Source organism: Humibacter sp. (assembly GCF_035547335.1).
In the GTDB taxonomy this organism is placed as follows: Bacteria; Actinomycetota; Actinomycetes; order Actinomycetales; family Microbacteriaceae; genus Humibacter.
Genome location: NZ_DASZVF010000007.1, coordinates 1 through 24,298 on the forward strand (window position 1 = coordinate 1; position 24,298 = coordinate 24,298).

Annotated in this window: 23 protein-coding genes; 20 read left to right on the forward strand and 3 right to left on the reverse strand. The window is 69.0% G+C overall.

The genetic code is table 11. The annotated features are described in order from the left end of the window. Nucleotides 1-1,758, forward strand: a 1,758-nt coding sequence (locus VHB92_RS01495; RefSeq protein WP_325450663.1) for a ComEC/Rec2 family competence protein, incomplete at its 5' end; no start/stop codon positions are given. Nucleotides 1,759-2,155: 397 nt separating this feature from the next. Beyond that, on the forward strand, nt 2,156-3,157 hold the full coding sequence (gene holA, locus VHB92_RS01500) for a DNA polymerase III subunit delta (protein ID WP_325450665.1): 1,002 nt from the start codon (nt 2,156-2,158) through the stop codon (nt 3,155-3,157). 126 nt (nt 3,158-3,283) lie between these two features. Here holA and rpsT read toward each other — a convergent pair whose 3' ends face one another. Further along, nucleotides 3,284-3,544, reverse strand: a complete 261-nt coding sequence (gene rpsT / locus VHB92_RS01505; RefSeq protein WP_325450667.1) for a 30S ribosomal protein S20 — start codon at nt 3,542-3,544, stop codon at nt 3,284-3,286. A 332-nt stretch (nt 3,545-3,876) separates the two neighbouring features. Between rpsT and VHB92_RS01510 the strand changes: the two genes are divergently transcribed. The 4 genes from VHB92_RS01510 (at nt 3,877) to hemW (ending at nt 9,251) form a co-directional block, all read left to right on the forward strand. Then, the gene (locus tag VHB92_RS01510) at nt 3,877-5,094 is read left to right on the forward strand and encodes an amidohydrolase (protein ID WP_325450668.1); all 1,218 of its coding nucleotides are present in this window, start codon (nt 3,877-3,879) and stop codon (nt 5,092-5,094) included. A 106-nt stretch (nt 5,095-5,200) separates the two neighbouring features. Then, nucleotides 5,201-7,051: a translation elongation factor 4 gene (lepA, locus tag VHB92_RS01515; RefSeq protein WP_325450670.1), complete on the forward strand. Its 1,851-nt coding sequence runs from the start codon at nt 5,201-5,203 to the stop codon at nt 7,049-7,051. A gap of 171 nt (nt 7,052-7,222) precedes the next feature. Further along, a complete protein-coding gene (locus VHB92_RS01520) occupies nt 7,223-8,053 on the forward strand; it encodes a DUF1990 domain-containing protein (protein ID WP_325450672.1) in 831 nt (276 codons plus the stop codon). Beyond that, nucleotides 8,028-9,251, forward strand: coding sequence for a radical SAM family heme chaperone HemW (gene hemW, locus VHB92_RS01525; protein WP_325450674.1), 1,224 nt, complete (start codon nt 8,028-8,030; stop codon nt 9,249-9,251). Before VHB92_RS01520 ends, hemW begins: the two co-directional genes overlap by 26 nt. Before the next feature lie 7 nt (nt 9,252-9,258). Here hemW and VHB92_RS01530 read toward each other — a convergent pair whose 3' ends face one another. Further along, the gene (locus VHB92_RS01530) at nt 9,259-9,660 is read right to left on the reverse strand and encodes a DUF4870 domain-containing protein (RefSeq protein WP_325450676.1); all 402 of its coding nucleotides are present in this window, start codon (nt 9,658-9,660) and stop codon (nt 9,259-9,261) included. Nucleotides 9,661-9,855: 195 nt separating this feature from the next. Further along, nucleotides 9,856-10,494, reverse strand: a complete 639-nt coding sequence (locus tag VHB92_RS01535) for a DUF4870 domain-containing protein (protein WP_325450678.1) — start codon at nt 10,492-10,494, stop codon at nt 9,856-9,858. A 307-nt stretch (nt 10,495-10,801) separates the two neighbouring features. Between VHB92_RS01535 and hrcA the strand changes: the two genes are divergently transcribed. From hrcA to VHB92_RS01605, 14 genes are all read left to right on the forward strand, one after another. Further along, a complete protein-coding gene (gene hrcA, locus VHB92_RS01540) occupies nt 10,802-11,836 on the forward strand; it encodes a heat-inducible transcriptional repressor HrcA (RefSeq protein ID WP_325450779.1) in 1,035 nt (344 codons plus the stop codon). Between the two features lie 58 nt (nt 11,837-11,894). After that, entirely contained in the window at nt 11,895-12,995 is a 1,101-nt protein-coding gene (dnaJ, locus tag VHB92_RS01545; protein ID WP_325450680.1) for a molecular chaperone DnaJ, read from the forward strand. Between the two features lie 6 nt (nt 12,996-13,001). Next, entirely contained in the window at nt 13,002-13,739 is a 738-nt protein-coding gene (locus tag VHB92_RS01550; RefSeq protein ID WP_325450682.1) for a 16S rRNA (uracil(1498)-N(3))-methyltransferase, read from the forward strand. A gap of 55 nt (nt 13,740-13,794) precedes the next feature. After that, nucleotides 13,795-14,151 (forward strand): histidine triad nucleotide-binding protein, encoded by a 357-nt coding sequence (locus VHB92_RS01555; protein ID WP_325450684.1) that lies wholly within the window; start codon nt 13,795-13,797, stop codon nt 14,149-14,151. 70 nt (nt 14,152-14,221) lie between these two features. After that, nucleotides 14,222-15,226 carry a PhoH family protein gene (locus VHB92_RS01560; RefSeq protein WP_325450780.1) on the forward strand — a complete coding sequence of 335 codons (1,005 nt, stop codon included), beginning with the start codon at nt 14,222-14,224 and terminating at the stop codon, nt 15,224-15,226. A gap of 65 nt (nt 15,227-15,291) precedes the next feature. Further along, nucleotides 15,292-15,753 (forward strand): rRNA maturation RNase YbeY, encoded by a 462-nt coding sequence (ybeY, locus tag VHB92_RS01565; protein WP_325450686.1) that lies wholly within the window; start codon nt 15,292-15,294, stop codon nt 15,751-15,753. 7 nt (nt 15,754-15,760) lie between these two features. Beyond that, a complete protein-coding gene (locus VHB92_RS01570) occupies nt 15,761-17,155 on the forward strand; it encodes a hemolysin family protein (protein ID WP_325450689.1) in 1,395 nt (464 codons plus the stop codon). Beyond that, nucleotides 17,152-18,084, forward strand: a complete 933-nt coding sequence (era, locus tag VHB92_RS01575; protein ID WP_325450691.1) for a GTPase Era — start codon at nt 17,152-17,154, stop codon at nt 18,082-18,084. Before VHB92_RS01570 ends, era begins: the two co-directional genes overlap by 4 nt. A 178-nt stretch (nt 18,085-18,262) precedes the next feature. Beyond that, nucleotides 18,263-19,459, forward strand: coding sequence for a sensor histidine kinase (locus tag VHB92_RS01580; RefSeq protein ID WP_325450693.1), 1,197 nt, complete (start codon nt 18,263-18,265; stop codon nt 19,457-19,459). After that, nucleotides 19,456-20,124 (forward strand): response regulator transcription factor, encoded by a 669-nt coding sequence (locus tag VHB92_RS01585; protein ID WP_325450695.1) that lies wholly within the window; start codon nt 19,456-19,458, stop codon nt 20,122-20,124. Before VHB92_RS01580 ends, VHB92_RS01585 begins: the two co-directional genes overlap by 4 nt. 89 nt (nt 20,125-20,213) lie before the next feature. After that, nucleotides 20,214-20,975, forward strand: coding sequence for an ABC transporter ATP-binding protein (locus VHB92_RS01590; protein WP_325450697.1), 762 nt, complete (start codon nt 20,214-20,216; stop codon nt 20,973-20,975). Beyond that, complete coding sequence (locus VHB92_RS01595; RefSeq protein WP_325450699.1) at nt 20,972-22,390, forward strand: ABC transporter permease; 1,419 nt, start codon at nt 20,972-20,974, stop codon at nt 22,388-22,390. Before VHB92_RS01590 ends, VHB92_RS01595 begins: the two co-directional genes overlap by 4 nt. Before the next feature lie 62 nt (nt 22,391-22,452). Beyond that, entirely contained in the window at nt 22,453-23,217 is a 765-nt protein-coding gene (locus VHB92_RS01600) for an alpha/beta hydrolase (RefSeq protein WP_325450701.1), read from the forward strand. A gap of 107 nt (nt 23,218-23,324) precedes the next feature. Continuing rightward, the gene (locus VHB92_RS01605) at nt 23,325-24,248 is read left to right on the forward strand and encodes a fumarylacetoacetate hydrolase family protein (protein WP_325450702.1); all 924 of its coding nucleotides are present in this window, start codon (nt 23,325-23,327) and stop codon (nt 24,246-24,248) included. Nucleotides 24,249-24,298: the final 50 nt, after the last annotated feature.

Genomic DNA, 24,298 nt, shown 5'->3' on the forward strand with positions numbered 1-24,298 from the left:
GTCCGGTCCGCGTTCGCCGCAGTGGCACGGGGTCTCCCCGGCGATGGCGGCGCGCTCCTCCCCGGGCTGGCGATCGGAGACGTGCACGACGTGCCCGAGTCGCTGTCCGCCGACATGAAGCAGGCCAGCCTGACGCACCTCACGGCCGTCTCCGGTGCGAACTGCGCCGTCGTCGTGTCCCTCGTCGGCGTGACCGCGGGAGCGCTCGGCCTCGGCCGTGGAGTGCGAGCCGTGGCGTCGTTGACGGCGCTTGCCGGTTTCGTCGTGCTCGTGACGCCGCAGCCCAGCGTGCTGCGGGCCGCCGTCATGGCAGCGGTCATCGTCTTCGGAGGCTGGACGGGGAGACCGGAGCGAGCCGTGCCCGCGCTCTCGCTCGCCGTCGTGATCCTGCTCGCGGTCGACCCATGGCTGGCGTTGAGCTACGGCTTCGCTCTGTCGGTGCTCGCCACGGGTGCGCTCCTGCTTCTCGCACCGCCGCTGTCCGAGCGGCTATCGCACTGGATGCCGTCCCGTGTGGGTGCCCTGCTGGCCGTCCCGGTCGCCGCGCAGGTCGTCTGCCAGCCTGTGCTGCTCATGCTCAACCCGACGGTTCCGTTGTACGGCGTGCTGGCGAACCTCGTCGCCGAGCCGGCCGCTCCCGTGGCGACGGTGCTCGGACTGGCATCCTGTGTTCTCCTTCCGGTCTGGCCGGTAGCGGGTTCGGTGCTGGCCCACCTCGCCTGGCTTCCTTCCGCCTGGATCGCCGCGGTCGCCCGGGTGAGCGCCGCGCTTCCAGCGAGCGGACTCGGCTGGGTCGACGGCGTGCTCGGTGTCGTGCTGATGCTCGTGCTCGCTCTCGCCGTCATCCTGCTGGTCGCCCGGCCGGTTCGGGTCTTCGCGCGGTGGGCGCGCGTCGCGGCCCTTGCCGCAGCAGCCGCCGTCACGGTCTGCTCTCTCGCCGGCATCGCCGGCGGGCGCATCGCGCAGGCGGCAGACCGTCCGAGCAGGTGGAGCATTGCAGCATGCGACATCGGGCAGGGCGATGCCGTGCTCCTGCAGAGCAACGGCGCGCACGCGCTCGTCGACACCGGTCCCGACCCGGCGCGGCTCACCGCGTGCCTCGACGAGCTGGGGATCTCCCGCATCGACCTCCTCGTGCTGACGCACTACGACCTGGACCACGTGGGCGGTACCCAGGCCGTGATCGGGAAGGTCGGCGTCGCCATGGTGGAGCCCCCGGCGGACGAGCGGGGAGAACGACTGGACCGGCAGCTCGAGAAGGGTGGCGCGACGGTGCACATCGCGCAGACGGGCGACGGCGGGCGGCTGGGCGACGTGGCCTGGAAGGTGCTGTGGCCCGACAGCGAGCCGCACGGCATGGAGCCGGGGAACGAGCGCAGCGTCACCGTGCTCTTCTCGGGCGACGGCATCCGCTCGCTGTTCCTCGGCGATCTCGACGAACGGGCGCAGGATACCCTGCTGCGGACGGGCCGCGTTCCCCGGGTCGACGTGGTCAAGGTGGCACACCACGGATCCCGCGATCAGGCGGAGCCGCTGTACCGGCAGATCGGGGCCGCCATCGGTCTCATCTCGGTCGGCGCCGGGAACGACTACGGCCATCCCACCGCCACGGCGCTCTCCATCCTGAACCGAGCGCGGACGCTCGTCATGCGCACCGACGTGGAGGGCATGCTGATGATCAGCGGCGACGGGAAGGGCGGCCTCCGCACCTGGACGGAGCGTCATGCCGACAGGGAACAGCTGGCGAGACCCGGATGACGACGGCCGGTGCGAAGCCGAGCACTGCGTCGATCGGCGGGCGGGTCGATCCGTCACGGGATGAGAGTCGGCGGAGCCGAATAGGCTGGGCTCGCGGTATCCACGCGGTATGGAACCCGGGGGAACCGACGTCTCGCAGCGCGGAACGGAAGCCGCGCGGAACGGAAGCCGCGCTGAACGAGAGCCGCGGTGAACGAGAGCCACGGTGAACGAGAGCTACGCGGAACGGAAGCCACGCGGAACGGAAGCCGCGGGAAATGGAGTCGATGCGGTGGCGGCAAGAACGGGTGGCGGGGCGGCACGGTCGTCCGCATCGCGGTCCGGCGGCGGTTCGAGAGCGGCGGCCGGCGGATCGCGTGCTGGTGCTTCGCGATCGTCGTCCGGTCGCGGTGCCTCCGTGAAGGCGGTCATCCCGCAGCTGTCGTGGCACGAGGTGCGTCCCGCGGCCGTGGTTCTCGTCAGCGGCACCGAGACCGTGCTGGCCGAGCGTGCGATGCGCATCCTCCGCGACACTCTTCGAGACGCCGACCCGAGCCTCGAGGTCACCGACGTGGATGCCGCGGACTATGTGCCGGGAGAGCTGGCCTCGCTCGCGAGTCCGTCGTTGTTCGGCGAGCCGCGGCTGATCAGAGTCAGCGGTGCCGAACGTGCCAACGATGCGTTCGTCGACGACCTCATCGGGTACCTTCAGGCGCCCGCCGACGACACGACGCTTCTCGTGCGTCATGGTGGAGGTCAGCGCGGCAAGCGGTTCCTGGACGCCATCCGATCCGGAACGGGCGGCGGCGTCGAGGTCGTCTGCGCGGAGCTGAAGCGCGACGCCGACAAGTACGACTTCGCTCAGGCCGAGTTTCGCATGGCAGGCAAGCGCGTGACGCCCGGCGCCTTGCGCGCCGTGACGAGCGCGTTCACCGACGACCTCGCCGAGCTCGCGGCGGCGTGCCAGCAGCTCATCTCCGACGCGGGTGACGAGGTGACCGAGTCGACCGTCGACCGGTACTACGGCGGCCGGGTCGAGACGAACGCGTTCCGCGTGGCGGATGCCGCTCTGGCCGGACGCTACGGCGAGGCGCTCATCACCTTGAGGCACGCACTGGCATCCGGCGCCGACCCGGTGCCGATGGTGGCGGCGTTCGCGAGCAAACTGCGCACGATGGCGCGCCTCTACGGCGCCAGGGGCAGCTCCGCTCAGCTCGCTTCGCAGTTCGGGCTGGCGCCCTGGCAGGTCGATCGCGCCAGGCGCGACCTTCAGGGGTGGACGGAAGAGGGACTGGCGCGCAGCATCGAGGTCGTCGCCGACACGGATGCCGACGTCAAGGGCGCAGCCCGCGATCCGGAGTTCGCGCTCGAACGAATGATCGCGGTGCTGAGCGCGCGCGGCGAGATCGTGCGCAGTTGAGGTGGCGCCGGACATGAAAGAACCCCGCTCGATAACGGGGTTCTTTCACAACGGTTCGCTGGGCTCGCCGGCATCGCCTCGCTGAAGCGGCGCCGATCGAAGCAGGCCGATCGGCGTGCGGGCCGATCAGAGCGCGGAGACCTGCTTGGCGATCGCCGACTTGCGGTTGGCGGCCTGGTTCTTGTGGATGACGCCCTTGCTGACGGCCTTGTCGAGCTTCTTGCTCGCGAGGGCGAGAGCAGCGGTCGCCTTGTCCTTGTCGCCGGCCACGACGGCCTCGCGCGTGGAGCGGATGGCGGTCTTCAGCTCGCTCTTGACGGCCTTGTTGCGCTCACGCGCCTTCTCGTTCGTCTTGATGCGCTTCAGCTGCGACTTGATGTTTGCCACGGATGATCGTCTTTCGTTCGAAGTATCGAATGGGATGGGCCGCGAGACGAGAGAGGGCATCCCACGGTGTTCGTGCGGTAGAGACCACACGCAAGCCAACAGACAACGATACCAGAAGGCGTGAGGGCGGCCGAATCGGGCTGCGCGTCCGCACGGCTCTCCTCTACCGCGCGGTCGAGGGACAGAGCTGACGGTCGATCGAGGGTCAGCAGGGTGCCTCTCACGACCGATCGAGGGTCTGCGGAGTGTCTCTCTCGGACGATCGAGAGGCTCGGGCGGAGCGTCGACCTTCCGCAACCACCCGATGCGGCACGCCTCAATAGGCTGGAGAGATGAGTTCAGCATCCATCGCCATCATCGGAGCACACGTCGTCCCTGTGAAGGGTGAGGAGATCGAGAACGGCACGGTCGTCGTCGAGAACGGCGTCATCACGGCGGTCGGGAAGGACGTCGCGACGCCGCAGGGCGTTCCCGTCGTGGATGCTCGTGGGCGCTGGCTCCTGCCCGGCTTCATCGAGGCGCACGGGCACGTCGGCATCCACGAGGAGGCCAACGGCAGCGCGGGCAACGACACGAACGAGATGACGGACCCGAACACGGCGGGCGTTCGCGCGATCGACGCCATCGACATCGACGACGAGGGATTCCGCGACGCGTTGAGCGGCGGGATCACGTCGGTGGTCGTCAAGCCGGGCAGCGGCAACGTGATCGGCGGGCAGACCGTCGCGATCAAGACGTGGGGCGGTCGCACGATCGACGAGCAGGTCATCAAAGAGGCCGTCAGCGTGAAGTCCGCACTCGGCGAGAACCCGAAGCGGGTGTACGGCGAGAAGAAGCAGCTGCCGAGCACGCGACTGGGCGTGGCCTATGTGCTGCGTCAGGCGTTCGTCGAGGCGCAGAACTATGTGGCGGCGCGCGACGCGGCTGCAGCCAAAGGCGAGCCCTTCGCGCGCGACCTCGGCAAGGAGACGCTCGGCCGCGTGCTGGCCGGCGAGCTGGCGTGGGACCAGCACGTGCACCGCCACGACGACATCGCGACGGCGCTCCGGCTCGCGGACGAGTTCGGATACCGGCTCGTGATCAACCACGGAACGGAGGGGGCGAAGCTGGCGGACGTGCTCGCCGAACGGGACATCCCGGTCATCTACGGACCGCTGTTCACCTCGCGTTCCAAAGTCGAGCTGCGGGACAGGGCCATCGCCAACCTGGGTCGTCTCGCCGCGGCAGGCGTGCGGGTGGCGATCACGACGGATCACCCCGTCGTGCCCATCAACTTCCTGGTGCACCAGGCGTCGCTCGCGGTCAAGGACGGGCTCGACCCGAAGGTGGCCATCGAGGCGCTCACGTCGAACCCGGCATCGTTCCTCGGACTCGACGATCGCATCGGCGCCATCAGCCCCGGCCTGGACGGCGACCTCGTGCTGTGGTCCGGCGATCCGCTCGATGTCATGAGCCGTGCCGAGCAGGTGTTCATCTCCGGAGTCGAGGTGTACAGGTGGCGGGACGGTCGCGGCGTCGTGACCGAGAGGTCCGAGCGCTTCGACGCGTAACAGCGCGCCGACGCGGAAACCGCCGGGCGCAGTGGCGCCCGCTGTCGAGGCCGGGCGGTCGTGGCCGTCGGGAGCATCCGAAGGTTCATGGGAGAATTGCCGCACGATGTCCCCACGTGCCACGAAGGCTCTCGAGCCCGCCGCGACCGATCCCGCGCGCATCCGCAACTTCTGCATCATCGCGCACATCGACCACGGCAAGTCGACGCTCGCCGACCGCATGCTCCAGCTCACGGGCGTGGTGGAGGAACGCGCGATGCGCGCGCAGTACCTCGACCGGATGGACATCGAACGCGAGCGCGGCATCACGATCAAGAGCCAGGCCGTTCGGATGCCGTGGGAGTTTCAGGGAGACACGTACGCCCTGAACATGATCGACACCCCTGGGCACGTCGACTTCACCTACGAGGTGTCCAGATCGCTCGCGGCGTGCGAGGGCGCCATCCTGCTGGTGGATGCCGCACAGGGCATCGAAGCGCAGACGCTCGCCAACCTCTACCTGGCTCTGGAGAACGACCTCGCGATCATCCCGGTGCTGAACAAGATCGACCTGCCCGCGGCTGAGCCGGAGAAGTACGCGAAGGAGCTCGCCGACCTGATCGGCGGCGACCCCGATGACGTGCTGCGCGTGAGCGGCAAGACCGGGGCCGGCGTCGACACGCTTCTCGACCGCGTCACTGAGCTCGTTCCCGCACCGTCCGGTGTGAAGGATGCCCCGGCCCGGGCGATGATCTTCGACTCCGTCTACGACAGCTACCGCGGCGTCGTCACGTACGTGCGGATGGTCGACGGGCAGCTCACGCCGCGCGAGCGCATCCAGATGATGTCGACGAAGGCCACGCACGAACTGCTCGAGATCGGGGTGAGCTCGCCGGAACCGGTTCCGACCAAGGGGCTCGGCGTCGGCGAGGTGGGCTACCTCATCACGGGTGTCAAGGACGTTCGGCAGTCCAGGGTGGGTGACACGGTCACCAACGCGTCACGGCCGGCATCCGATCCGCTCGCGGGCTACACGGATCCGAAGCCCATGGTCTTCTCGGGCCTCTACCCGATCGACGGCAGCGACTACCCGGATCTGCGCGAGGCGCTCGACAAGCTCAAGCTCTCGGATGCCGCGCTCGTCTACGAACCGGAGACCTCGGTGGCGCTGGGGTTCGGATTCCGGTGCGGATTCCTTGGCCTGCTCCATCTGGAGATCGTCACCGAGCGGCTGGAGCGCGAGTTCGGCCTCGACCTCATCACCACGGCGCCCAGCGTGATCTACGACGTGACGACCGAGGACGGCAAGAACGTCACGGTCACCAACCCGAGCGAGTACCCGACAGGCAAGGTCAGAACCGTGAGCGAGCCGGTCGTGAAGGCGGCCATCCTCACGCCGAAGGACTACGTCGGCACCGTCATGGAGCTCTGCCAGTCGCGACGCGGGACGATGCTCGGCATGGACTATCTCGGTGAGGACCGCGTCGAGATCCGCTACTCGATGCCGCTCGGCGAGATCGTCTTCGACTTCTTCGACCAGTTGAAGAGCCGCACGCAGGGTTACGCCAGCCTCGACTACGAGCCCTCAGGCGAGCAGGAGGCCGACCTCGTGAAGGTCGACATCCTGCTGCAGGGCGAGCAGGTGGATGCCTTCAGCGCGATCGTGCACCGCGACAAGGCCTACGCATATGGCGTCATGATGACCGAGCGTCTGAAGAAGCTGATCCCGCGACAGCAGTTCGAGGTGCCGGTGCAGGCCGCGATCGGGGCGAGGATCATCGCTCGCGAGTCGATCCGCGCGATGCGCAAGGACGTTCTGGCCAAGTGCTACGGCGGTGACATCACCCGCAAGCGCAAGCTGCTCGAGAAGCAGAAAGAGGGCAAGAAGCGCATGAAGATGGTCGGCCGCGTCGAGGTTCCGCAGGAGGCGTTCATCGCCGCGCTGTCCGGCGACGTGGAGACCAAGGACAAGAAGTAAGGGCGCTGCCACGAAGTCGGGGCACCCGGGCCGGGCTGTGTCAAGCGGCGGGGCCGCGCGGCACCGTCCGCTAGACTCTTGGGGCGACAAGGGGGCTCGTCGGCGGCGGCGGTGCTTCACCCCGGATCAGGAATTCGGGCGCCGAGACCGAAGGACGAGCTCACGAAGACCATGCGACGCAGTACTTTCACCGATCAGCCGGTGACCTACGCGGCGGTGGGTGCGACGCTCTCCCACGATCTGACGCTGCATCCGCCGAAGGGCTATCGCGCGCATTCGCGCTCCATCCGGCTGGGGAGTGGCGACGATCGTTTCGCGACGTCGGCGAAGGCGCTCATGACGTGGGGTGTTCAGCGAGGCAGCGGTGTCGAGGTGACGCACGTCGACCCGGGAACCGGCGAGGAGTACGCCGGGGTGCGGTACGCGGAAGACGGCACGCCGGAGCGGCTCGAGCCGCATCACGGCACGGAGGCCGTGTTCGACGAGGACGGGCATCCGTACATCGCCAACGGCATGACGGCGGTGCTGCGCGTGCCGTTCGGCCCGTTCCACGTGAGCGCGCCCGTGCGGGTCGTCTACGTCATCGAGGAGCAGCACAAGGTCGGCTTCGGCTACGGCACCATGCACGGCCATCCGCTCTCCGGCGAGGAGTCGTTCGTGCTCGAGCAGCGCGACGACGACTCGGTGTGGCTGACCATGCGGTCGTTCTCCCGTGCAGCGGGCGGTGCGCGGGCGGCCATCGCGCCCGTCGTGCTCGCCTCGCAGGCGCAGCTCGCCAAGCGCTACCTGCGTGCCCTGCATCCCGTCACCGGTAACCCCGCCATCGGGCCGGCCGCCGCCGGCGGCGAGCCTGCGGGTGGCACAGGGGCCGCCGAGGCGGCCGTGACCGACGTGCGGGTGCATGACGCGCCGCAACTGACCGGCGGTGCCGAGACTCGCTCGCTGCTCGCCGACCGTGACACCGGCGGAGCCGAGGGTGCCGAGCACTCTTCCGATCGCTGACCCCGCGCCGCGCGACGGACTCCTTCCCTCCCACAGCGCGGCAGCATCCGCGGGAGCGGATTTCGGCGTCTACCTGCACGTGCCGTTCTGCCGGGTGCGGTGCGGCTACTGCGACTTCAACACGTACACCGCTACCGAGTTGCGCGGAGCCAGGCAGGCGGACTACGCCGAGCAGGCGGCGACCGAGGTGCGGTTCGCCTCGGACGTGCTCGAGCGTTCCGGCGTGCCCGCTCGCCAGGCGGCCACAGTGTTCTTCGGGGGCGGCACTCCCACGCTGCTGCCTTCGACGGACCTCGGCCTCATGCTGCGTTCGGTGCGCGACACGTTCGGCCTGGCCGACGGAGCAGAGGTCACGACGGAGGCGAACCCCGACAGCGTGGATGCCCGCTACCTCGACGAGCTGGCGGCCGCCGGATTCACGCGGCTCTCGTTCGGGATGCAGTCGGCGGTTCCGCACGTGCTGCGCACCCTCGAGCGCACGCATGATCCCGAGCGCGTGCCGCAGGTGGTGCGCTGGGCGAAGGACGCCGGGCTGCAGGTGAGCCTCGACCTGATCTACGGCACGCCGGGGGAGTCCCTGGCGGACTGGGCGGCATCCGTCGACGCCGCGCTGGAGTGCGAGCCCGACCATCTCTCGGCGTACGCGCTCATCGTGGAGGACGGCACCAAGCTCGCCAGGCAGATCCGCAAGGGAGAGCTGTCCCAGCCCGACGACGACCTGCAGGCCGACATGTATGAGCTCGTCGACGACCGGCTGGCCGCCGCCGGCTTCCGGTGGTACGAGGTGAGCAACTGGGCCAGGGACGAGGCCCACCGATCCCGCCACAACCTGGCGTACTGGCTCGGGCAGGACTGGTGGGGCGTCGGACCCGGAGCGCACAGCCATGTCGGCGGCGTGCGCTGGTGGAACGTCAAGCACCCCGCGGCGTACGCCCAGCGGGTGCTGGCGGGCGAGTCGCCCGCGGCCGGGAGAGAGACCCTGGATGCCGCGACCCGACAGTTCGAGGACATCCTGCTGCGCGTGCGCATCCGCGACGGCCTGCCTGCATCGTCGTTGAGCGCCGCGGGCAGGTCTGCAGTGGCGGGTCTCATCGCCGACGGCCTCGTGGACGCGAAAGCCGCCCTGCGCGGATCCGTCGAACTGACCCGGACAGGGCGGCTTCTCGCCGACGCGGTCGTGCGCCGGCTGGTCGCGTGACGACCCGCTACTTCACGAACGCAATGGTGATCGGGTAGCGGTACACCTCACCGCGGTTGGCGCGGACGGCCGCGATGATGCTGAAGATGATGTTCACCACCCACACGGCGATGAGGATCAGGAAGCCGATGAGGATGAAGGCCGTGATCCAGCCGACGATGACGCCGATGAGCATGGTGAGCTGGAAGTTGAGCGCGTTCTTCGTGTTCTCACGCACGAACGGTCCGCGGTCCTTGAGCACCAGGAAGCCGATCAGCGCGGGCAGGAACGCCAGGCTGGCGTAGGTGATGAACGAGATGATCGCGCCACCGAGGTGGATGAGCATCGACCAAGTCTTCTCACTGGTCGGGTCCATCGGTTGGGAGCTCTGCGCGTACGGGCTCTGCGGCGGCGGAGGAACGTTGGTCATGATGACTCCTTGCACGAGACGGATGAGAGCGATTCAGGTACGGCCACTCAGGGTAGGGGAGCGGCGGCGTGTCGGCCATCCGTTCCCCGGTGTGTCACCGGGGCGGACCGCCCGCCCCGGTGACCGTCGTTCGTCAGCCGAGGGAGGGAACGACAGCTGGACACGTGCGTCGGCTCACGAAGCTGAGTCGAACCGTCACTTGATGAACCGGATGGCGAACGGATAGCGGTAGCTGCCGCCGGCGTTCACCCGCACGCCGCCCACGATGGAGAAGACGACGTCGAGCACGACGAGCGCCCATCCCACGAGCGCCAGGATGATGCCGAGGATGAACCACCCTCCTCCCAGCACGAGCGGCACGAACAGGATGGCGTAGATGATGGCGGCGACGATCGCCCAGACGATCATGGCGCCGACCATCGTGATCTGGAAGTTCAGCGCCTCCTTCGCCTCCTGGCGCACGCGTTCGCCGCGCTTGCCGAACGCGAGGTAGAAGACGAGTGCCGGGATGATGGCGAGGATCGCGAGCCATCCCGTGAAGAGCGCCAGGAACGAGATGGCGCCGCCGAAGTGAGACCACATGGCGTACGTCTTGTCCTGCTCCGGCGTCAACGGTCCGGCGGGGTTCGCGTACGGCTGCGCCGGTTGCGAGCCGGGCTGCTGCGCGTATTGCGGCGGCTGCTGCCCGTATTGCGGCGGCTGCTGCGTGTACTGCGGTGGCTGCTGGCCGTATTGGGGCGGCTGCTGGGGCGGCTGCTGCGTGTACTGCGGTGGCTGCTGCGCAGGCTGCTGGTTCGGTTCAGCCGGCGGTTGGGGTGCGTTCGGATCACTCATGGCGCTGTCCCTTTCCAAGGGTGGGCAGGATCACTGTCTCGTGGGACGCACGCGCGACCACGTGCAGGGGTCACGCACGCCTTCGTGCGAGATAGCGCTAAAAGTACTGCCCGCCAGTGCGCTCTGCAATGATTCCGGCGGGCAATGACCCCGACAAGGGGCCAAGGAGCGCACGCGAGTCCGCGTGTTCGGCTCCGCGGCGCGGTTCGAGCATCCCCAGGGACAGCGGGATATGATTGGCACTCGAACACAGCGAGTGCCAACCCGATCGTTCGCGACGATCGGTGACCGGGAGGGAGTGATCGTCATGGTGTCGGATCGCAGCCTCGAGGTCCTCCGCGTGATCGTGCAGGATTACGTCGCATCCCGCGAGCCCGTCGGATCCAAGAGCATCGTCGAGCGGCACGGCTTCGGCGTCTCCGCCGCGACCATCCGCAACGACATGGCGGCGCTCGAAGAAGAGGAGCTGATCACGGCTCCGCACACGTCATCCGGCCGGGTGCCGACCGACAAGGGATACCGGCTGTTCGTCGACAGGATGTCCGAGCTCCGACCGCTCTCGAGCGCGCAGCGACAGGCCGTCGAGGTGTTCCTCGGGCAGTCGGTCGACGTGGACGACGTGCTTGCGCGCACGGTTCGTCTGCTGGCCCAGCTCACGCAGCAGGTCGCCGTCGTGCAGTACCCCTCCGTGTCGCACGCGCGCGTGCGGCACGTGGAGTTCGTGCCCCTGGCGCCCAGCCGTGTGCTGTGCGTGCTCATCGCCGACTTCGGCGTGGTGGAGCAGGGCGTGGCGGAACCGGAACAGGAGCTCGGCGAAGACGCGCTGGCCGAGTTGCGCGCGCACGTGAACGCGCGCACCGGCGGCATGCGGCTGTCGGATGCCGCCGACGTACTGCGCGAGCTGCCGGAGACGCTGCCGTCGGAACGCTGGTCCCAGCAGGCACGCGACCTTGCGGCGACCCTATGCCAGGTGATCGTGGAGCAGATCGAGTCCACCCGGCACGATCGCCTCATCATGGCAGGCGCGGCGAACCTCGTGCGCACCGAGAACGACTTCAGCGGAAGCGTCACGCCGGTGCTCGAGGCCATCGAGGAGCAGGTCGAGCTGCTCAAGCTGTTCAGCGAGATGGCCAAGGAGCAGCACGGAGTGGCGGTGCGGATCGGCAGGGAGAACGCGGTGTCGCCGTTCTCCGAGGCATCCGTCGTGACGAGCGGCTACACGGGATCCGGATACGACGTCGCCCGGCTGGGCGTGCTCGGACCCACCAGGATGGACTACTCCAACAACATGGCCGCCGTGCGCGCGGTGGCCCGCTATCTTTCCCGGCTGCTCGGCGAGTGACCCTGCCGCAGCAACGCGAAACGTCAAGTACACGATCAGGTAAGGAAACCCCCCTTCCGTGGCCGACCACTACGAAGTCCTGGGCGTCGCTCGCGACGCCAGTCCCGACGAGATCAAGAAGGCGTACCGGCGCCTGGCCCGCGAGCTGCACCCGGATGTGAACCCGAGCCCTGAGGCGTCCGAACGGTTCAAGCTCGTCACGCACGCCTACGACGTGCTGAGCGATCCGCAGCAGCGCCAGCAGTACGACCTCGGCCCCCAGCCTGGTTTCGACGGCGGTGGCTTCGGGGGATTCGGCGACATCTTCGAGACGTTCTTCGGCGGGGCGACGTCCGGTGCGCAGCGCGGGCCGCGTTCGCGGCGGGAGCGCGGGCAGGATGCGCTGCTCCGGGTCGAGGTGGACCTCGACGAGGTGATCTTCGGAGCGCACCGCGACCTGGAGGTCGACACCGCGGTCGTGTGCGAGACGTGCGGCGGCTCGTGCTGCCAGCCGGGCACCGCGCCCGTGACCTGTGACATCTGCCACGGCACGGGAAGCATCCAGCGCACCGTGCGCTCGCTGCTCGGCAATGTCATGACGTCGTCGCCCTGCGGAACCTGCCGCGGCTACGGCACCGTGATAGCCACGCCGTGCGTCACGTGCCAGGGGCAGGGACGCGTGCGGGCGCGGCGCACGGTTCCCGTCGACATCCCGGCCGGCGTTGACACAGGTCTGCGCCTGCAGATGCCGGGCAGCGGCGAGGCCGGCCCGGCCGGCGGCCCCAACGGCGACCTGTATCTGGAGATCAAGGTCCGTCATCACGACGTGTTCAGCCGCGACGGCGACGACCTGCTGTGCACGCTGACCGTCTCGATGGCGGATGCCGTGCTCGGCGCGCACACGAAGGTCAAGGCGCTCGACGGCGACATCGACCTCGAGCTGAAGCCCGGAGTGCAGAGCGCCGACGTCATCACCGTGAAGGGCAGAGGCATCACGCACCTGCGAGGAACGGGCCGGGGAGACCTCCGGGTGGGCGTGCAGGTCGTGACGCCGACCAAGCTCGACCGCAAGGAGCGAGAGCTCATCGAGCAGTTCGCCAAGCATCACAAGGCGGAGACGCCGACGCTGGCGAGGTTCCAGCAAGGGCTGTTCGCGAAGCTGCGCGACCGGTTCCTCTGACCCCAGATGGCCAACCTGTACCTGCGTGAGGATCTCGCCGACGCGACGGTCGGCGGCGAGATCGCGATCGAAGGCGCCGAGGCGAAGCACATCGTGAGCGTCAGCCGTACGCGAGCGGGCGAGGCTCTCACGGTGTCCAACGGTTGTGGGCTCGTCGTCGACGGCACGGTCACGAGCGCCGAACCGTCCAGGGTGGTGGCGCGCGTGGATGCCGTGACCCGCGTCGAGCCGCAGCGCCCCCGCCTCGTGCTGGTGCAGGCGCTGGCGAAAGGCGACAGGGACGAGCTGGCGGTGCAGGCATCCGTCGAGCTCGGGGTGGACGAGGTCGTGCCGTGGCAGGCATCCCGCTCGGTCTCCCGCTGGCAGGGCGACAAGGCGGTGAAGGGCGTGCAGCGCTGGCGCACGATCGTGCGGGAGGCGACGAAGCAGTCCATGCGCGCGTGGCTGCCCGAGGTCGCAGTTCCGGCGACGATCGCGGGGCTGACGTCGAGGGCGCGGGCGAGCCGCATGCTCGTGCTCGAGCCCGGAGCGCCGAGACGGCTGTCGGAGATCCGCGTCGACTCCGGCGACGACCGTGACCTGGTCGTCGTCGTGGGGCCGGAGGGCGGCATCGCGCCCGACGAGACGGAGAGGCTCGTGGAAGCGGGAGCCGAGGCGGTTCGGCTCGGGTCGTCGGTGCTGCGCACGTCGAGCGCGGGCCCCGCGGCGCTCGCGGTGCTCAATGTGGCGCTGGGCCGGTGGTGATGCGTCGGGCCGTGGAACCGCTCCGCGTCGCGCCGTTCTCCATAGAATGAGGGACATGACCCAGACGGAGCCCAGCGTCTTCATGCGCATCATCAACGGGGAGATCCCGGCCGATGTGGTGTACGAGGACGACCGGGTGATCGCGTTCAACGACATCGCTCCGCAGGCACCCGTCCACATCGTGGTCGTGCCGAAGACGGAGCGGTACAGCAACGTGGTGGAGCTCGCGGCGGACGACCCCGGGCTGCTGGCTCACGTCGTCGACGTGGCACGGCAGGTGGCATCCGAACGTGCAGGCGGCGAGTTCCGGCTGGTCTTCAACAACGGCGAATCTGCCGGACAGACGATCTTCCATGTGCACGCACACGTGCTCGCGGGAGATCTAGCGGAAGGAACACTTGGCTCGAAGTGATGAGACGTCGGCCGCGGCTGACGTCACCCGCGACAACGCGGAAGCCCGGCTGCACGTCGATGGCGTCGCCATGGTGCGCCTGCTGGGAGCCCAGGATCGACTGCTCACGACCATCGAGAAGCAGTACCCGCTCGTCAGCGTGCACGTGCGGGGCAACGACATCTCCATCACGGGAGACCCCGGCCAGGTGGAGGCGGCGCGCACGCTCGTCGAGGAGCTCCTCGTCATGGTGCGCGAGGGACACGAGCTGAGCCCCGTCGAGGTGGCCAGCTCCGCACGCATCATCCAGAAGGGCTCGAGCCCGGCTGACGTCTTCGGGCAGGCGATCCTCACCTCGCGAGGCAAGACGATCCGGCCCAAGACGCTCGGCCAGAAGCAGTACGTGGATGCCATCGACCAGAACACCATCGTGTTCGGCATCGGCCCTGCGGGAACCGGCAAGACGTATCTGGCGATGGCGAAGGCCGTGCAGGCGCTGCAGCGCAAAGAGGTGGACAGGATCATCCTGTCGCGTCCCGCGATCGAGGCGGGGGAGCGGCTGGGTTACCTGCCTGGCACCCTCACCGACAAGATCGATCCGTATCTGCGGCCGCTGTACGACGCTCTCAATGAGATGCTGGATCCCGAGCTCGTCCCCAAGCTCCTGGCCAGCGGCACCATCGAGGTCGCACCGCTGGCGTACATGCGAGGACGCACGCTCAACGACTCGTTCGTCGTGCTCGACGAGGCGCAGAACACCACACCCGAGCAGATGAAGATGTTCCTCACCCGTCTCGGCTTCGGATCGAAGATGGTCATCACGGGCGACATCACGCAGATCGACCTGCCGACGGCGGCCAGCGGCCTGCGGCTCGTGACCCGGGTGCTCGACGGGATCGACGACATCCACTTCTCGCGCCTGACGAGCGACGACGTTGTGCGGCACAGCCTCGTCGGCAGGATCGTGGATGCCTACACCGAGTACGACGCGCGCAAGCAGGCTGAGCACTACGAGCGCGAGCAGGCGCGCGAGTTCGCGAACCGCGCAGAACGCCGAGGCGCGACGCCGCGCGACCATCTCCCCAAACGGCGCTGACGCCCTTGCCGTCGACCGGCCATGAGAACACGACGCACCCCAGCACGAGACGCGAAGAGGACACCGTGAGCATCGAAGTCAACAACGAGTCGGCAGTCGAGGTCGACGAGGCCGCGCTGCAGCGGCTGGCCGCGTACGCCCTCGACACGATGCACGTGTCCACCGAAGCCGAACTCGCGATCCTGCTCGTCGACGAGGCCGCCATGGAGCAGCTGCACGTGCAGTGGATGGACGAGCCGGGGCCGACCGACGTGCTGAGCTTCCCCATGGACGAGTTGCGGCCGGGGACCGAGGAGGAGCCGACGCCGGCCGGGCTGCTCGGCGACGTCGTGCTGTGCCCTCAGGTGGCGGGCGCCCAGGCCGAGGCCGCAGGACACGGCCTCATGGATGAGCTCAAGCTGCTCATGGCGCACGGCATCCTCCACCTTCTCGGATTCGATCACGCCGAGCCGGAGGAGGAGCGCGAGATGTTCGCGATCCAGCGCGACATCCTGATCGGTTTCGCGGTCGCCGAACGACGACGATAGGTCGCTCATGATCGCTCTGTTCTTCGTCATCGCGGTGCTGCTGGTGGCGTTCGGCGGTCTCATGGCGGCCGTGGATGCCGCGATCACGGTGCAGTCGCGTGCCGACATCGCCGAGCTGGGACAGATTTCCCGGTTCCGGCGCTCGCTGGAGGCGATCGCGGCCGACCCCGGCGCGCACCTGAATGCCGTGAGCTTCGCGCGCATCATCGCCGAGACGACGGCCGCCGTGCTCGTCACGCTCGCCTTCGCGAGTGTGCTGTCCGAGTGGTGGCTCACGCTCATCCTGTCGGCCGCCATCATGACCGGAGCGTCGTTCGTGCTCGTGGGCACGAGCCCGCGGAGTGTGGGCAGGGCTCATGCCAAGGGCCTGCTGGTCACGACCGCGCCGCTCGTGCACGGCATCCGGGTGCTGATCGGACCTCTCGCCAGGGCCCTCGTCGAACTCGGCAACCGGGTGACGCCGTCGCGCGCCCGGTCGGCCGCCGTCGCCACAGAGGAGCAGCTGCTGAGCATCGTCGACGAGGCCGCCGAGCTCGACGTGCTCGAGGAGGACGACCGGGAGCTCATCCACTCCATCTTCGAGTTCAACGAGACGCTGGTGCGCGAGGTGATGCTTCCGCGAACCGACATGGTGACGGTGGACGCGGACGCCACTGTGTCTGCAGCCATGAGCCTCTTCCTCGCGAAGGGCGTCTCGCGCATGCCCGTCGTGGGCGACGATGTGGACGAGGTCTCAGGCATCCTCTATCTGCGCGATGTCGCGCAGCAGGCGTTCGAGCGGCCGCTCGACGTCGACGTCTCCACCATCGCGTCGCTCGCTCGCCCTGCGCTGTTCGTGCCGGAGTCGAAGAAGGTGGATGCGCTGCTGCGGCAGATGCAGCTGGAGTCGAACCATCTCGCGATGGTCGTCGACGAGTACGGCGGCATCGCGGGACTAGTGACGCTGGAGGACCTCATCGAGGAGCTCGTCGGAGACATCTCCGACGAGTACGACCACGAGGTGCCGCTCGTGGAGCCGCTGGGCGAAGACCGGTTCCGCGTCAGCGCGCGGCTGCCGGTCGACGAGCTGGGCGACCTGTTCGACATCGAGCTCGACGACGACGACGTCGATTCCGTCGGAGGGCTCCTGGCCAAAGCCCTGGGTCGGCTGCCCGTCGAGGGATCGGTGGCGACCGTTTCAGGGCTGCGGCTGACGGCCGACCGGTCAGAGGGCCGGCGCCGGCGGATCAGCACGGTGCTGGCCGAGCGCGACACGGCGCTGTTCGGCATCGCCGAGGCCTCGGGCGACGAGCAGCGCGACCGAGCGGATGCCGCTCCGCTGCAGCGGAGACCGGGCAGACATCACGAGACGGGACCCGTGCCGGTACAGAGCACCGGACAGTCGAGAGGACACGATCGATGAGCCGCGAGAAGCGACGAGACGACACGGCGGAATCGTCGGAGAGCGCGTACCGCGCGGGCTTCGTGTCGTTCGTCGGCCGGCCGAACGTGGGCAAGTCCACGCTGATGAACGCGCTGGTCGGCGAGAAGGTGGCCATCACGAGCTCCAAGCCCCAGACCACCCGCAGGGCGATCCGGGGCATCGTGAACCGGCCGGGCGGGCAGCTGATCGTGGTGGACACGCCAGGCATCCACCGGCCGCGAACGCTGCTCGGTGAACGGCTCAACGCGCTCGTCACGTCGACGCTCGGCGATGTGGATGTGATCGGCTTCTGCGTGCCCGCGGACGAGAAGGTCGGTCCCGGCGACAGGTTCATCAACGAGAGGCTCGACGATTTTCCCCGGGCCAAGAAGGTGGCGATCGTCACCAAGACGGATGCCGAATCCCGGTCCGCCGTCGCCGAGCAGCTCCTTGCCGTGTCGCAGCTGCGCCAGTGGGACACGATCATCCCGCTCTCGGCAGTGCGCCACGATCAGCTCGATCTGCTCGTGGACGAGTTGATCGCCCTGCTCCCGGTCTCGCCCCAGCTGTACCCGGACGACACGATCACCGACGAGCAGCTCGAGGACCGCATCGCCGAGTACATCCGCGAGGCCGTGCTCGAGGATGTCCGCGACGAGCTGCCGCACTCCCTCGCCGTGACGATCGACGACATCGTGGAACGCGACGACAAGCCCATCACCGAGATCTACGCCAACCTGTTCGTGGAACGCGACAGCCAGAAGGCCATCGTGATCGGCAAGGGCGGCTCCCGCCTCCGCGCGATCGGCGAGACGGCCCGAAGCCAGATCGAGCCGCTCGTCGGCAGCAGGGTGTTCCTCTCGATCCGGGTCAAGGTGGCCAAGGAGTGGCAGCGCGACCCCAAGCAGCTGGGCCGCCTCGGCTTCTGACGACGACCACTTCCGGCCGCCGGTTCCCGCGCGGGCTCAGGCGGGCGGTTCCGAGCAGGCGTCGCGGGCCCTGCGTCCGATGCGCGGCATCGGCAGAGGGATGCACGTTCATCCGTCCGAAGGATGATTCCGGCCGCTCGGCAGGGGCGCGTCGGGCCGCTCCCAGTAGCGTTGTCGGGTGATCCGTTCCATCAGCAGAGCGCAGCTCATCGTCGACATCGTCGTCGCGTGCGTGCTGCTGCTCCTCACGATCTGGAACGCGGTCGCGGAGTCGCCCTTCGGCGGCCCGATCGTGGCCGTGATCTACTGCGCGGCGCTGGCGGTGCGTCGGCTGAGCCCGGCACTCGCGGTGATCGGCGTGTGGATCGCGGCGCTGCTACAGATGGCCGTGCTCATCCCGGCGACGGGCGTCGACGTCGCGGTCCTGGGTGTCGCGTACGCCAGCGCCGCGTACGGAGGCAGAACCGTCCGTCTGGTGGGGCTGGGTTCCGCCGTGGGAGGGGGCATGCTCGCCGCCGTCTATCTCACGCTGTCGTCACGCGAGTCCTACTTCAGCCCGGTGGGTGGGGGATCGCACGTGCTGGTGACGCTGATCGCCGTCGCGATCGGCATGGTCACGCTGTTCGGGCTGAGTTGGACGGTCGGTCTGCTCGTGCGAACCGTGCGGCAGTCCCGCGAGGCGAAAGTGCAGGCCGCGGTGGCGGCGCAGCGAGCGGCGTACGAGTCGGCGGCGGAGCAGGAACGCACCCGCATCGCCCGTGACATGCACGACGTGGTCGCGCACTCGCTCGCGGTGGTCATCGCGCAGGCGGATGGCGCGCGGTACGCGGGCGCCCGGAGTCCGCAGGTGCAGTCGGATGCGCTCGGCACCATCTCCGCCACGGCACGCTCCGCACTGGCCGAGGTGCGCCTGCTGCTGACCCAGCTCCGCCAGGAGGAGACGGAGGGGCCGCAGCCGTCGCTCGACGACCTGCCCGGACTCATCGCGGGCATGCGCAGCGCGGGGCTGAGCATCGCGGAGTCCGTCAGCGGCACGCCGGTTCCGCTGCTGCAGGTGACGAGTCTCGCCGCGTACCGCGTGCTCCAGGAGGCGCTCACGAACGCGCTCAGGCACGGAGACCCGACGAAGACGGTCGGGGTCGACCTGCTGTGGGAGGAGCAGGCCCTGCACCTGAGGGTGCGCAATGCGGTGCGGCCGTCGGCGGCCGCCGAGACGGCGTCGGCCGGCCACGGGATCCCCGGAATGCGCGAGCGCGCCGCCCTCGCGGGCGGAGGCCTCAGCGCGGGCCCGACGAGCGAGGTGAGCGGCACGTACGAGGTGACGGCGGTGTTCCCGATCTCCGGGATCGGGCGGGAAGGGGAGCGGACCACATGACCGAGCGCATCCGCGTGGCTCTCGTCGACGATCAGGCGCTGTTCCGTGCCGGCGTGCGCATGCTCATCGAGTCGCAGCCCGATCTCGAGTTCGCCGGCGAGGCGGCCAACGGCCTCGAGGCCGTCGAACTCGCCTCGCGATCGGATCCGGACGTCATCCTCATGGACATCCGCATGCCGGAGCTCGACGGCGTCGCCGCGACAGCCCGGATCGTCGCGCGCAACACGGGGTCGACTCCGCGGGTTCTCGTGCTCACGACGTTCGACGTCGACGAGAGCGCGGCACGGGCAATCCAGGCCGGGGCGAGCGGATTCGTGCTCAAGGATGCCGATCCCGAGTTCCTGCTGGCCGCGATCCGCACCGTGCACGCCGGCAACGCCGTCATCGCGGCGTCGGCGACGCGCCGCCTGCTCGAGCAGTTCACGTCCCGGCAGGTGAAGCGCACGCCGCCAGAACTGGAGACCCTCACTGCTCGCGAGCGTCAGATCTTCGACCTCGCCGCGCGAGCGCTGAGCAACGGCGAGATCGCCGGCCGCGAGTACCTCTCGGAAGCGACCGTCAAGACGCACATCTCCCGGGTGCTCACGAAGCTCGGACTCCGCGACCGTGTGCAGCTGGTGGCGTACGCCTACGAGAACGGTCTCGTGGAGCGCACCGCAGGCTGATTTCGCGCGGCCGGATTATCCTGAGGTCGCATGCGAATGCCCCGCTGGGCCGACGAGGGCGACACCGCCCGTTGCCTAGCGTCGTCGGTATGCAGATCAACTCCTCCGACCTCGGGCTCGCGGCGCGTGTAGCCGGGCTCACCAAGACCTACGGTGCAGGAAGCGGCACGGTGACCGCGCTCGACGACGTCTCGGTCGGCATCCGCACGGGCGAGTTCACAGCCGTGATCGGCGCCAGCGGCTCGGGCAAGTCCACGCTCATGCATGTCATGGCCGGCCTCGACACTCCCACCAGCGGCAGAGTGTGGCTGGGGGAGACGGAACTGACATCGCTCGGCGACCGGGAGCTGACGCGCGTGCGCCGTCGGTCGGCAGGGTTCGTGTTCCAGTCGTTCAACCTGGTGCCGGTGCTCGACGTGCGCTCCAACATCCTGTTGCCTTTTGAGCTCGACGGGCACCGGCCGAGCAAGGACGAGCTGACCTGGATCGACCACCTGATCGGCACGCTCGGGCTGTCGGCGCGCACGGCGCAGCGGCCCTACGAGCTCTCCGGCGGACAGCAGCAACGGGTGGCGATCGCCAGGGCCCTCGCCACCCGGCCTGCGGTGATCTTCGCCGACGAGCCGACGGGCAATCTGGACTCGCGGACCGGGCGCGAGGTGCTCGCGCTCCTCGCCGAGGCGTCGAGCCTGCACGGGCAGAGCATCGCGATGGTCACGCACGACCCCGTCGCCGCCAGCCATGCCGATCGCATCATCATGCTCGCCGATGGGCGCATCGTTCACGATGGGGGTCGCCTCTCTGCGGCCGACGCCTCCGAGCTCATGCTTTCCGTGGAGCCGGCGCGATGACATCGGCGACACGACGCCCCGCCCTCCGCACCGGCAACGGTATTCGGGACAACGTCGCGACGCTGATGGTGTCGGGCGTCAGCGCGCTGTTCGGGGTCGCGCTCATCGAGGCGACCGCCATCGTGGCCGGAGCGGTCGCAGCCTCGCCCGGCGCATCGTCGGGCACTCTCGCCGTCGGTCTCGGCACGGTCTCGGCCGTGTTCCTCCTGCTGGCCGTGTACGTGGCCTCCGTGGTCAGGTCCAACACGTTCGCGACCGTTGTGGCCGGGCGCCGACGATCGATCGCACTGCTGCGAGTGCTGGGTGCCGAGTCGTCGAACGTGCGACGCTCGCTCGCCCGTGAGGGCCTGGTGGTCGGCGCCATCGGCGCAGTGCTCGGTTTGGTCGTCGGTGTGCTCGCGGCCTGGCTGGTCGTCGCCGTCGGCATGTCACAGGGATGGCTGCCGCGCGCCGCCTATGCACTGGCGAACCCTGCCCTCGCGGCACCCGTCGTGATCGTGGCGCTCACCACCTGGCTGGCGGCGTGGATCGGCTGCCGCAGCGTCACCGCTGTGTCGCCCCTCGAGGCCACGGCTGCGGCGGCTGCGTCGGGTTCGAACGCGCGCCCACGGCGATCTCGCGTCGCGGCGGCCGTCGTCCTCCTCGTGCTGGGCGCGGTGCTCCTGGGTCTCGGCCTGCTCGTCGGGATGCTCAGTCCGGTCGGCCTCCTCGTCGCCTTCTTCGGCGGCGTGCTGTCGTTCTCCGGCGTGATCGCCGCGGCGGGCCGGATCATGCCCCGGGTGCTCCGGCTGGTCGGCCGGTTGTTCGGCGGCTCGCCCGCGGCGCGCATCGCCACGGCCAACGCGTCGCGCTACCCCGAGCGCAGCACCAGGGCCACCATGGCGCTCGTCATCGGTGTCACACTCGTCACGACGTTCGCGGTGGCGCTCACCACCTACTACGACGCCGTCATGCTCCACCTTCCCTTGAGCCCCGAGGAGCGCGAGGCGATGGCGAGCACGATCTCCGTCACCATCGGCATCTTCTCCACCCTGGTGGGGTTCTCGGCACTGATCGCCGCGGTCGGCCTGGTCAACACGCTGACGGTGGGCATCCTGCAGCGCATCAGAGAGCTGGGTCTGCTGCGCGCACTCGGCTTCACCACGGGTCAGCTCCGGGTGATGATCCTCGTGGAGGGCGCCCAGCTCACGGTGGGCGCCCTCGTGTTCGGCCTGCTGCTCGGCGTCTTCTACGGCTGGGTGGCCGCGCAATCCCTGATGGGCGGTCTCGTCCGCGGCGTCCTGGCGCCATCGGTGCCCTGGGCCATGGTGGTGGTCGTCGCCGGCGGGGGAGTCCTGCTCACCGCGGTGTGCAGCATCGTCGCCTCGCGCAGAGCCGGCGCCGTCTCACCGGTCGTCGCACTGTCGGTGGAGTGATGGTGGACGACCCCGGAGTGACGATGGCGGGGATCCGCGGGCCGCTTCCCTAGGCTGGAAGCATGCCGCGCATCCCCGACCTGCCTGTGAACCACTTCCGCGGAGCGGATGGCGCGGCCCTCGCGTATCGCGAGACCGGCGAGGGGCGACCCGTGATCCTGATTCACGGGTTCTTCTCCACCGCCTACGTGAACTGGATTCGCTACGGTCATGCGCGGCTGCTCGCCGAAGCGGGGTTCCGCGTGATCATGCCCGACCTGCGTGCTCACGGCGGAAGCGCGAAGTCGCACGACCCGCAGGCGTATCCACGCGACGTGCTGGCCGACGACGCGTTCGCGCTGATCGACCAGTTGGGGCTGACCGAGTACGACCTGGGCGGATACTCGCTGGGCGCCCGCACGACCGTGCGCATGATGGTGCGCGGTGCAGAACCGCGGCGAGCGATCGTCGCAGGCATGGGCCTGTCCGGCATCACGGAAGTGGACAAGCGCAACGAGTTCTTCCGGCGGGTGTTCGACGGTCTCGGCAGCCATCAGCGGGGGAGCGCGGAGTGGCGTTCCGAGGCGTTCCTGCGCACGACGGGCGGTGATCCGACGGCACTCCGCCTGGTGCTGGAGACGTCGGTCGGGGCCACGGAGGCCGAGCTCGCCGACATCCTCACACCGACGCTCGTCGTGATGGGCGACGACGACCGCGGTCTCGGTTCCGGCGCCGAGCTCGCCGACGCCATGCCGCTTGCACGGTTCGTGGAGATTCCGGGCAACCACATGAGCGCCGTGACCGATCCGGCGCTCGGCACCGTCATCAGGGAGTTCCTCCTTGGCTGAGGTTCATCCGATGATCGCGGCCGTCCGTAGACGACCGCCGCGGTCAGGGTCAGACTGGTCTGGCGAACGGCGCATCCGATAGAGTTCACCCGCGGCCGATTGGTCGGATGTTTGCTCCGCACCTCGCCGCGTTCCGCATCCCGACCGATCGAAAGCAGGCAGCCTTGCGCATCGCGAACCTCTCCGGACGACTCGTGCTCCTCTCGGGCGATCGCGCGCTCGACGTCGAACGGGCCAGCGACGGCCGGTTCGAGTCGGACCCGCAGAGCGTGTACGCGCGATGGGACGAGCTCACGCGGTGGGCGGCCGATCAGGATGCCTCCCTCGGCTCCGCCTTCGAGGCGAGGGATCTCGGTCCGGCCGTTCCGCGACCTCCACAGGTGTTCGCGATCGGCCTCAACTACGCCAGCCACGCCGGGGAGTCGGGGCTCAGCGTCCCGGAGAACCCCATGGTCTTCACGAAGTTCGTCTCGAGCTTCGCGGGAGCCGAGACCGAGGTGGAGCTGACCGGAAGCACTGTCGACTGGGAGGTCGAGCTCGTCGCCGTCATCGCGGCCGGCGGCCGCGACATCGCCGAGGACGACGCCTGGAGCCACGTCGCAGGGCTCACGGTGGGGCAGGACATCAGCGACCGCACCGTGCAGTTCTGGGGAGACCCGGCGCAGTTCAGCCTCGGCAAGTCGCTCAGGGGGTTCGCCCCGATCGGACCGGCCGTTGTCACACTCGACGAGATCGATGCCGTCGCCGACCGCGACGACCTCGCCATCGGATGCACGCTGACGCGCGCCGACGGAACCACGGAGCTGCTCCAGAGCGGCCGCACCCGCGACATGATCTTCTCCGTCCCCTCGCTCATCGCGCGCCTGTCGGCTCTCGTCGAGCTGTTGCCGGGAGACGTGATCTTCACCGGAACGCCAGACGGTGTGGGGCTGGGACGGAATCCGCGCGTGTACCTGGAGGCCGGGCAGACCGTGACGAGCGAGATCGAGGCGCTGGGCAGCATCCGTCAGCACTTCGTGGCGAAGGCCTGAGGCGCGAACGGGTGTACCCTTTTCTCGTGCGCTTCGGCATGCTCCTTCTT

Bases quoted from the DNA above. Each gene is read 5' to 3' on its own strand.
- VHB92_RS01535 (WP_325450678.1), bottom strand. From the start codon at position 10,494: ATGAGTGATCCGAACGCACCCCAACCGCCGGCTGAACCGAACCAGCAG.
- era (WP_325450691.1), top strand. From the start codon at position 17,152: ATGAGCCGCGAGAAGCGACGAGACGACACGGCGGAATCGTCGGAGAGC.
- hrcA (WP_325450779.1), top strand. From the start codon at position 10,802: ATGGTGTCGGATCGCAGCCTCGAGGTCCTCCGCGTGATCGTGCAGGAT.
- VHB92_RS01570 (WP_325450689.1), top strand. From the start codon at position 15,761: ATGATCGCTCTGTTCTTCGTCATCGCGGTGCTGCTGGTGGCGTTCGGC.
- lepA (WP_325450670.1), top strand. From the start codon at position 5,201: ATGTCCCCACGTGCCACGAAGGCTCTCGAGCCCGCCGCGACCGATCCC.
- VHB92_RS01605 (WP_325450702.1), top strand. From the start codon at position 23,325: ATGTTTGCTCCGCACCTCGCCGCGTTCCGCATCCCGACCGATCGAAAG.
- VHB92_RS01585 (WP_325450695.1), top strand. From the start codon at position 19,456: ATGACCGAGCGCATCCGCGTGGCTCTCGTCGACGATCAGGCGCTGTTC.
- VHB92_RS01590 (WP_325450697.1), top strand. From the start codon at position 20,214: ATGCAGATCAACTCCTCCGACCTCGGGCTCGCGGCGCGTGTAGCCGGG.
- VHB92_RS01550 (WP_325450682.1), top strand. From the start codon at position 13,002: ATGGCCAACCTGTACCTGCGTGAGGATCTCGCCGACGCGACGGTCGGC.
- VHB92_RS01555 (WP_325450684.1), top strand. From the start codon at position 13,795: ATGACCCAGACGGAGCCCAGCGTCTTCATGCGCATCATCAACGGGGAG.
- VHB92_RS01595 (WP_325450699.1), top strand. From the start codon at position 20,972: ATGACATCGGCGACACGACGCCCCGCCCTCCGCACCGGCAACGGTATT.
- VHB92_RS01530 (WP_325450676.1), bottom strand. From the start codon at position 9,660: ATGACCAACGTTCCTCCGCCGCCGCAGAGCCCGTACGCGCAGAGCTCC.
- VHB92_RS01510 (WP_325450668.1), top strand. From the start codon at position 3,877: ATGAGTTCAGCATCCATCGCCATCATCGGAGCACACGTCGTCCCTGTG.
- VHB92_RS01600 (WP_325450701.1), top strand. From the start codon at position 22,453: ATGCCGCGCATCCCCGACCTGCCTGTGAACCACTTCCGCGGAGCGGAT.
- VHB92_RS01520 (WP_325450672.1), top strand. From the start codon at position 7,223: ATGCGACGCAGTACTTTCACCGATCAGCCGGTGACCTACGCGGCGGTG.
- VHB92_RS01560 (WP_325450780.1), top strand. From the start codon at position 14,222: ATGGTGCGCCTGCTGGGAGCCCAGGATCGACTGCTCACGACCATCGAG.